1 pseudogene is annotated in these 356 nt (G+C 50.0%); it reads right to left on the bottom strand.

The features are described from left to right. Nucleotides 1-356, bottom strand: a pseudogene (locus B3O33_RS10745) (2-isopropylmalate synthase); the annotation flags it as partial.

The following is a 356-nucleotide window of genomic DNA, read 5'->3' as shown; positions in this document are numbered from 1 at the left end:
GCCATTACGGCCAGTTCCGCTGCAGCAACGGCCGTACCGCGATCATTATGCGGATGCACACTCAAAATAATGCTGTCGCGATGATTCAAGTTGCGATGCATCCACTCAATCTGATCGGCATAGGTATTGGGTGTTGACATCTCCACCGTGGCTGGCAAATTGATAATCATTTTGTTTTCAACTGTTGGCTGCCAGATGGCTGATACCGCGTCACACACTTCCTTGGCAAATTCCACTTCGGTGCTGGAAAACACCTCGGGAGAATATTGATAAACCCATTGGGTTTCCGGGTGTTGATCAGTTAACGCCTTCACCCATCGCGTGCCGCGTTCAGCAATCTCTTTCACACCGGCTTT

This window comes from Methylophaga sp. UBA1464, assembly GCF_002325665.1.
Lineage (GTDB): Bacteria > Pseudomonadota > Gammaproteobacteria > Nitrosococcales > Methylophagaceae > Methylophaga.
Note: the sequence above shows the minus strand (reverse complement) of the source record. Positions and strands in the feature narration are given on the sequence as shown.